The sequence below is a fragment of the Oceanimonas baumannii genome, assembly GCF_002245495.1.
In the GTDB taxonomy this organism is placed as follows: domain Bacteria; phylum Pseudomonadota; class Gammaproteobacteria; order Enterobacterales; family Aeromonadaceae; genus Oceanimonas; species Oceanimonas baumannii.
On sequence record NZ_NQJF01000069.1, the window covers coordinates 1 to 1022 of the forward strand.

Annotated in this window: 2 protein-coding genes; one reads left to right on the top strand and one right to left on the bottom strand. The window is 37.8% G+C overall.

The window, feature by feature from the left end:
* Positions 1-209 (top strand): hypothetical protein (locus tag B6S09_RS18950; protein WP_211281106.1); only part of this gene is annotated, 209 nt, incomplete at its 5' end.
* Positions 210-579: 370 nt separating this feature from the next.
* Here the strand turns inward: B6S09_RS18950 and B6S09_RS18955 are convergent.
* Positions 580-957 (bottom strand): methionine-R-sulfoxide reductase, encoded by a 378-nt coding sequence (locus tag B6S09_RS18955; RefSeq protein WP_094279866.1) that lies wholly within the window; start codon positions 955-957, stop codon positions 580-582.
* Between the last annotated feature and the right edge of the window lie 65 nt (positions 958-1022).

The following is a 1022-nucleotide window of genomic DNA, read 5'->3' on the forward strand; positions in this document are numbered from 1 at the left end:
ACAGATTTCATCTTCCTGTTTCATATGATACCTTTTTTATTGTTCCTTTTTATTACTTCAAGCAATCAGACACGAAAGCCACCCCAATTTTTCAATCAGGTAATTTGGTTGTTTGCGTTTGGTCTGACCAATCACAGGTTTTATTATGTAACTTACTGACAGCTAAGTTCTTGTGTTTTGGATGGGGAATACATCCGGCTGTCTTTTGAATACTTTTTGCGAACCTTGTTCAACAAAGTTAAGGTATGATATCTTAAGATTTTAATGATAGTTTTTAACAAAGGGGCGAGTTATTAACACTTTATAAGCATTCCCTGACAAAAGAAAAAATTAATGAACTTGATTACAGTCGGTTAAAAAATGTGGATGATTTTTGCAGCCCAAAAATTTGCAGAAAACGATAATTTAACATTAAGAATTAGTTGACTTAACACCGACAATTATTGCCAATTACATAACGCCTTTGCTAAGCTCCAATTCCAATTTTGAAATTTGTTTGAAAGCCTGGTCCTGATACCCCATTGTTGAAAAAAATATCCCGAAAAACCACTTGTTCACCGGGATACCTCTCCAGTTTTTTTAATTATTTTTTATATCATCGGCCGATACAAACTTCATCGACACCGAATTAACACAATGGCGCACATTTTTGGGTGTGAGGTATTCCCCCTCAAACACATGCCCCAAATGGGCACCGCAATTGGCGCATACAATTTCTACCCTGCGGCCATCGGCATCGGGTACCCTTTTAATAGCTCCGGGTATTTCGTCATCAAAGCTTGGCCAGTCGCAGTGCGACTCAAATTTTGATTCGGAGGTGTACAACGGCGTGTCGCAGCGTTTACAAACATACAGGCCTTGGGCCTTATTGTCCAACAAAGCACCGGTAAATGGTCTTTCGGTTCCTTTATGCAATATCACCCATTCTTCTTCGGGCGTTAACTGATTATACATCATTAATTATTGATTTAGTGAATTACTGAATTAGTGATTGAAATAACCCCTTTTTCTTTACTTAAAGA